Here is a 6,389-nt window from a genome sequence, read left to right as displayed (position 1 = left end):
GAAGATTCGGAGCGCAGCCGCTTGTCGTTATAATCCTTTTTCTGCCGTCGTTCGTTTCATAAGACTCTAGAGGGGTACAGACCGGATTTTCCAAATTTCGGACGCGTAGCGGCTAATCGTATTGTCGCTTGAGAATTTGCCGGAATGGCCGATATTGATAATGGACTTCTTGAGCCATTCACTCCGGTTGCGGTAAGCGCGGTCGATTTCCACCTGGGTCTCAACATAGCTCGGAAAATCCTTCAGCACGAAGAATTCGTCGTTATTATCGAGCAGTGAATGGAAAATTTGCTCGAAATCATGATGATAGCAGCAGATCGGCCCCGGTGTAATAAGCTGATCCAGCACTTCTTTTAACCGGCTGTCGCTATTATACATATCGCGGGCATAATAACCGCCATACTGGTAATAATCCATGACCTGCTCTGCGCGCAGTCCGAACAGGAACATGTTGTCATTGCCGATCATTTCATTCATCTCGACATTGGCTCCGTCCATCGTTCCGATGGTCAGCGCACCGTTCATCATAAATTTCATATTTCCGGTGCCGGAAGCCTCCTTGCTCGCCGTCGAAATCTGTTCGCTGACATCGGCCGCCGGGATAATCTTCTCTGCCAGGGATACCGAATAGTTCTCCAAGAAGAAGATCCGGATTTTGCCCTTTACGTCGGGGTCTTTGTCCACGATATCGGCAACGGTATTGATGAGCTTGATAATCCGTTTCGCCAAATGATAGCTCGGAGCCGCTTTGGCGCCGAAAATAAACGTGCGGGGCACCATGTCGAGATTCGGACTCGCCTTAATCTGATTGTACAGATGCATAATGTGCAGAATATTCAGCAGCTGGCGCTTATAAGCATGCAGCCGCTTAACCTGAACATCGAAAATGGAATCCGGATCGACCATGACGTTATGCTTGCTCTTGATGTATTCCGCCAGACGGAGCTTGTTCTTCCGTTTGATATCGGCTACCTTTTGCTGGAACGAAGCATCCTCACAGTATTTGATCAAGCCGATCATTTCCTGCGGATGGGTCGTCCAGCGCGGGCCGATCGCCTCGGTGATTAGACCGGCTAAATCCCGGTTGGCATGCATCAGCCAGCGCCGATGAGTGATCCCGTTCGTCTTGTTGTTGAACCGGTGCGGGTACATCTCGTCGAATAATCTCATTTCCCGCTTCCGCAAAATTTCCGTATGCAGCGCGGCTACACCGTTGACGCTGTGGCTGCCCACAATCGCCAGATGCGCCATCCGGACCTGGTCGTCATAAATAATCGCCATTTGCGCGATCCGGTTATGGTCTTCGGGATACCGCTTCATCAGCTCGCCGCAGAACCTTGCATTAATCTCTTCGATGATGAGATAGACCCGGGGTACTAAATCCCGTACCATATTCACCGGCCACTTCTCCAGCGCCTCGCTAAGAATCGTATGGTTGGTGTAGGAGACCATACGCGTAGTTAAGTCCCAAGCTTCATTCCATTCCAGGCCCCTGTCATCCATCAGAATCCGCATTAGCTCCGGAATCACGAGCGTTGGATGCGTATCGTTGATATGCAGCGCCACCTTATCCGGAAGCTCCGACAGCGGAAGCCCGAGCTTCCAGTAGAAGCGCAGGATGCTCTGCAGGCCGGCGCTGCAAAGGAAATACTGCTGCTTCAGGCGGAGCAGCTTGCCTTCGTACTCGGAATCATCGGGGTACAGAAATTCCGAGATGGATTCCACCGCACGTTTATACTCGAGAAATTTGTGGTAGTCGGTGCCTGCATCCGCGCCAAAGCCCCTGTTTGGCTGGAGGATGGACTCGGCGCTCCAATTGCGCAGCGTATTGACATGCCGCCGGTCGGCGCCGATGATTGGCACATCGTACGGAACTGCCCGGACCGTCTCGTAATCCGTGTGCCGGAATATGAGCTTTTCGCCTACCTTATCGGCCTCGACCCGTCCCCAGAACCTTACCTCCACACTCTTGTCCTCACGGCGCACTTCCCACACATTATCCTTTTGCAGCCAGTAATCGGGCAATTCCACCTGATACCCGTCAACGATCTTCTGCTCGAACAGACCGTATTTGTAGCGTATGCCGCAGCCATGTCCCGCATACTGCAAAGAGGCGAGCGAATCAAGAAAACAGGCTGCAAGCCGCCCTAAACCGCCATTGCCGAGACCTGCGTCGGCCTCTTCCTCCTCGACGTCCTGAAGAGAGAAGCCCAGCTCCGCAAGTCCGTCCCGCACCATCTCCAGAACGCCCATATTCAGCAGATTATTGCCCAGCAGCCTGCCGATTAGGAACTCCATCGAAAAGTAGTAGACCTGCTTTTCCTTGCCGTCCTTGTATTTCAGGTTCGTATTTGCCCAGTTCTTTCCGGCCTGCACACGAACCATACTGCCTAGAATGTGGTAAATGTCGGCGTTAGAGGCTTCCTCCAGCGGCTTACCCAGCTTCCCAACCAAATCATCGACAAATGCTTTTTTGAATGCTTCTTTATCGGTAAACAACAAACAGGTTCCTCCTGACAATGGCGTTTTCGATTGAAACCGAAGTTACATTTTACTGCTCTTGGCAATAACGAACGGCCGTTTGCTGTCGCCGACAAGTATCCGTTCCCGGCTGAGCTGCACGTCTTTATCCAGTATGACATTCTCAATGACAGCATCTTCTTCAATGACGCATTTCTGCATGATGACAGAGTTCACAATTCTCGCTCCCTTGCGGACCTGAACACCACGGAATATGACGCTGTTCTCCACCGTGCCTGCAATGATGCAGCCGTTCGCCACAAGCGAATTGCTGACATTGGCGCTTTCCAGATAGCGGGTCGGGGCTTCGTACTTAATTTTGGTCTGAACCTGGTTATCGTGGAACAGACTCGTATACTCCTCCTGGTCCAGAAGCTTCATACTGTTCTTGTAATAGCTGGCCACAGAGTTAATGACGGCATGATAGCCCGTATATTCAAAAGCGGCAATTTTGAGCTTATTGCGTCTTTTTTGAATAGCGTCCCGAAAGAAGAAGCTCTCCCCATGGGCAATGCAGTATTTCACCTGTTCCAGGAATAGCTCTTTTTCCATAATAAACATATCCATATAGATATTCGGATGGTTCTTCTCATGATGAATATTCAGCACATTGCCATCCTCATCGACTTCAAGGCGCAGGCAGGGATCATGCTCCGGCTCAAGATGGTCGATTTTTTTGTATACAAGCGTGACATCGGCGCCCTTTTCCAAATGATAGCTGTACAGCTCTTGAAAGTCGATCGTGTTGATGTGCTGGCTTCCGGAATGGACGATGTACTTGGCCGAAGCCCGTTTGAAGAAATCCAGGTTATTATGAAAATGCTGCAAATCTCCAAGAGACGTATCGGTCGGATCATTCCAGTCGGGAGGCAGGATGAACAGCCCACCATGCTTGCGATTCATATCCCATGATTTTCCATCGCCAAGATGGTCCATCAAAGAACGGTATTTGCGGCGGACGAACAGGCCCACGCTTTCCAGATCCGCGCGCATCATATTGGATAGGACAAAATCGATCAGCCGGTAGCGGCTGGCAAAAGGTACGGCTGCACCGCAGCGGAAATACGTTAGTTCATTTAAATGGTCCAGTTCGTGATCAAGATTAATTACTCCCAAGAGCTGTTTCATCGAATTACACCGTCCTCTTTAAGATGAAATGGTATTGGCCGGAACCGATTTCCGCTTTTTGCTGCGATTATCGATTAACAAGATGTCATCCCCGTCCTCCCGGTCCGTACCAATTTCCATATAATCCTCGATTACCGTATTCTCGCTGATGATGGCTCTGTGTATACGGACATTTTTGCCGATTTTGACTTTGGGCATGATAACGGAATCCGTGATTACGCTGCCCTCGCCAATCTCGACGCCGTAGAAGAGTACGGAATGCCTTACTTCTCCCCGAACGATGCTGCCCTCATTGATGAGGGAGCCCGATACTTTCGCCCCCGGAGCCACATACTGTGCGGGCTGGTTCGGGTTGCGGGTAAAAATTCTCCAAGAAGGATCGTTAAGGTTAAGCGGCGGATTGTCGCTGAGAAGATCCATATTGGCTTCCCACAGGCTGGTCACCGTGCCGACGTCTCTCCAGTAGCCCTCGAACGGATAGGCGTACAAGGATTTGCCCTCCGACAGCAGCGTGGGAATGATGTCTTTGCCGAAGTCATGGGAAGAATCCGATTCCTCTCCATCGTCCAAAAGCGCACGGCGAAGAACATCCCATTTGAAAATATAAACCCCCATGGAAGCTAAAGTGCTCTTTGGCTTTGCGGGTTTCTCCTCGAACTCGTAAATTTTGTAATCCCCTTCGGTATTCAGTATGCCGAAACGGCTTGCTTCCTCAAGCGGAACGTCTATGACCGAAATGGTGCAGTCAGCCTTTCTTTCCAAATGATATTCAAGCATATTGTTATAGTTCATTTTGTAAATATGATCGCCGGAAAGAATGAGCACATGCTCAGGGGCGAATTGATCGACGAATTTAAGATTCCGATAGATCGCGTCAGCCGTTCCCCGGTACCAGTTGCTGCCGTCTTCCCGTTCATGGGGAGGAAGTACGAATACGCCCCCATTCTTGCGGTTGAGGTCCCAGTCGCTGCCAATGCCGATATAAGAACTCAGAACGAGAGGTTCATATTGAGTCAATACACCAACAGTGTCTATTCCGGAATTCGTGCAGTTGCTGAGCGGAAAATCAATAATCCGGTAGGTGCCCCCGAAATAGACAGCGGGCTTGGCAATGGATTTGGTCAGGCCCTTTAATCTTTTCCCTTGACCACCAGCCAAAAGCATGGCTACCATTTCTTTTTTCTTCATTGGAAAAGCCTCCTTGACGTAGGGTAGTAAAGCTTCTTCCGTAAATAAGATAAAATGATTGGTGCGTAGGAAAGACAGCGTTAAAAACGCTCTTAATGAATAATACGGGATGACAGGGCATTTTAAACCGGGTGCTGCTGAACTTTTTGAATAGAGTAGGAAACTTGAAAAAGTCTTGAAAACGGGGGAAGGCTTGAATAGATCGGATGCAGCCGGAGCTCAACGGGGAACACTTCGGTTCCGGCTTTATATCCTTATTGTAAGGTCTTCGGGTACCCTTCGTCAAAACCTTTCCTAAACTAAAAAATGGTTGAAACACCGCGGATTTCCGCCATCCTTTTTCGTCGCCACCCTTTTTTGTAATCGTTTCCTTATTAACCGTTCTATCGGCATAAGGGATGGAGAACGAAAATGTCTTCTATACTTTAGATTACCCATTTCGAGGGGTTATGAAAGATTTTTTGCGGATTAAATATGTAAGGTAATTTCAGCAAACGTTCAAGTTGCTATGGCATAATATAACGAGCCCCACAAAGTGAAGCCAAGCCTTCATAGCTAATTCCAATTCCTGTGCGGGACATCGAAACTTATAAAAATAGCATGTTAAATAATGGCATGGAGGGATATACATGAAAGCTCACCAAGGCGTCCGTCTGCTACTGGTAGACGATGAGCCTCACATCCTCCAGTTTCTTGAGCTTGGCCTCACTAACGAAGGATTTGACGTAAGAACGGCGCCGGACGGATTATCCGCTCTAGCGGTTGCTGACGAATTCAAACCTCATGTAGCCATCCTCGATATTATGATGCCCGGCATGAATGGCTTAGATGTGTGCCGTCATTTCAGGAACGAGGAGGCGGAAGTCGCCGTCATTATGCTGACGGCCAAGGATGAGATCGACGACCGCGTCAAGGGCCTGTCCATCGGGGCCGACGATTATATGGTTAAGCCCTTCAGCTTCGATGAGCTGCTGGCGCGGATTCAGGCACGTCTGCGCAACCAGTTCCCGGGGCTGCTCGGCGAGGTGCGCTGCGGCCCCTTCGTCATCGACAGCCGGAGAAAGGAGATCCGCTTCAAGGAGACGGTCCTTGAGCTGTCTCCAACTGAATACGAGCTGCTGCAGCACCTGGTCATCAATCACGGGCTTGTGCTGAGCAAGCCAATGATCCTTGATAAAGTCTGGGGATACGACTTCAGGGGAGAAGAGAACATCGTGGAAGTATACATCCGTTCTCTGCGGGAGAAGCTGGGCGATAAAGAGCACCGCATCATACGCACGCTGCGCGGCGCGGGTTACCGGTTGGATCTGACATGATCGGCTTGTCCTTCTTCCGGCGGCGGCTGCATCCTCCGCGCTCGCTCCGGGGGCGGCTGCTCGCCGTCTCGCTGCTGATTTTGTCAGGGCTGCTCCTGCTCATTGGCATCCTTCAATATATATTAATGCGGAACTTCCTCTATACCAGCAGGGCGGAAGCCATGCATGCGCAGATCAGGTCGGTGCCGCGCGAGTTCTATTCCGAGCTTGCTAAAGACCGCGAAGGCAGCATTGCCC

General features: G+C 50.4%; 4 protein-coding genes and 1 pseudogene. 2 read left to right on the top strand and 3 right to left on the bottom strand.

The window, feature by feature from the left end:
• Positions 1–66 precede the first annotated feature (66 nt).
• From L691_RS0104600 to L691_RS0104590, 3 genes are read right to left on the bottom strand one after another with little or no spacing between them, the layout of a single operon-like run.
• On the bottom strand, positions 67–2,499 hold the full coding sequence (locus tag L691_RS0104600) for a glycogen/starch/alpha-glucan phosphorylase (RefSeq protein ID WP_025689069.1): 2,433 nt from the start codon (positions 2,497–2,499) through the stop codon (positions 67–69).
• A gap of 45 nt (positions 2,500–2,544) precedes the next feature.
• Positions 2,545–3,648, bottom strand: coding sequence for a glucose-1-phosphate adenylyltransferase subunit GlgD (glgD, locus tag L691_RS0104595; protein WP_025689068.1), 1,104 nt, complete (start codon positions 3,646–3,648; stop codon positions 2,545–2,547).
• A gap of 18 nt (positions 3,649–3,666) precedes the next feature.
• Complete coding sequence (locus L691_RS0104590; protein WP_025689067.1) at positions 3,667–4,836, bottom strand: glucose-1-phosphate adenylyltransferase; 1,170 nt, start codon at positions 4,834–4,836, stop codon at positions 3,667–3,669.
• Between the two features lie 629 nt (positions 4,837–5,465).
• Between L691_RS0104590 and L691_RS0104585 the strand changes: the two genes are divergently transcribed.
• Both L691_RS0104585 and L691_RS27810 read left to right on the top strand, forming a co-directional pair.
• Positions 5,466–6,152 (top strand): response regulator transcription factor, encoded by a 687-nt coding sequence (locus L691_RS0104585; RefSeq protein WP_025689066.1) that lies wholly within the window; start codon positions 5,466–5,468, stop codon positions 6,150–6,152.
• Positions 6,149–6,389, top strand: a pseudogene (locus tag L691_RS27810) (hypothetical protein); the annotation flags it as partial. The gene L691_RS0104585 and the pseudogene L691_RS27810, both read left to right, overlap by 4 nt.

Source organism: Paenibacillus zanthoxyli JH29 (assembly GCF_000520715.1).
Taxonomy (GTDB): domain Bacteria; phylum Bacillota; class Bacilli; order Paenibacillales; family Paenibacillaceae; genus Paenibacillus_AQ; species Paenibacillus_AQ zanthoxyli.
Note: the sequence above shows the minus strand (reverse complement) of the source record. Positions and strands in the feature narration are given on the sequence as shown.

Coding starts and splice junctions, on each gene's coding strand:
- glgD (WP_025689068.1), bottom strand. CDS start 3,648: ATGAAACAGCTCTTGGGAGTAATTAATCTTGATCACGAACTGGACCAT.
- L691_RS0104585 (WP_025689066.1), top strand. CDS start 5,466: ATGAAAGCTCACCAAGGCGTCCGTCTGCTACTGGTAGACGATGAGCCT.
- L691_RS0104590 (WP_025689067.1), bottom strand. CDS start 4,836: ATGAAGAAAAAAGAAATGGTAGCCATGCTTTTGGCTGGTGGTCAAGGG.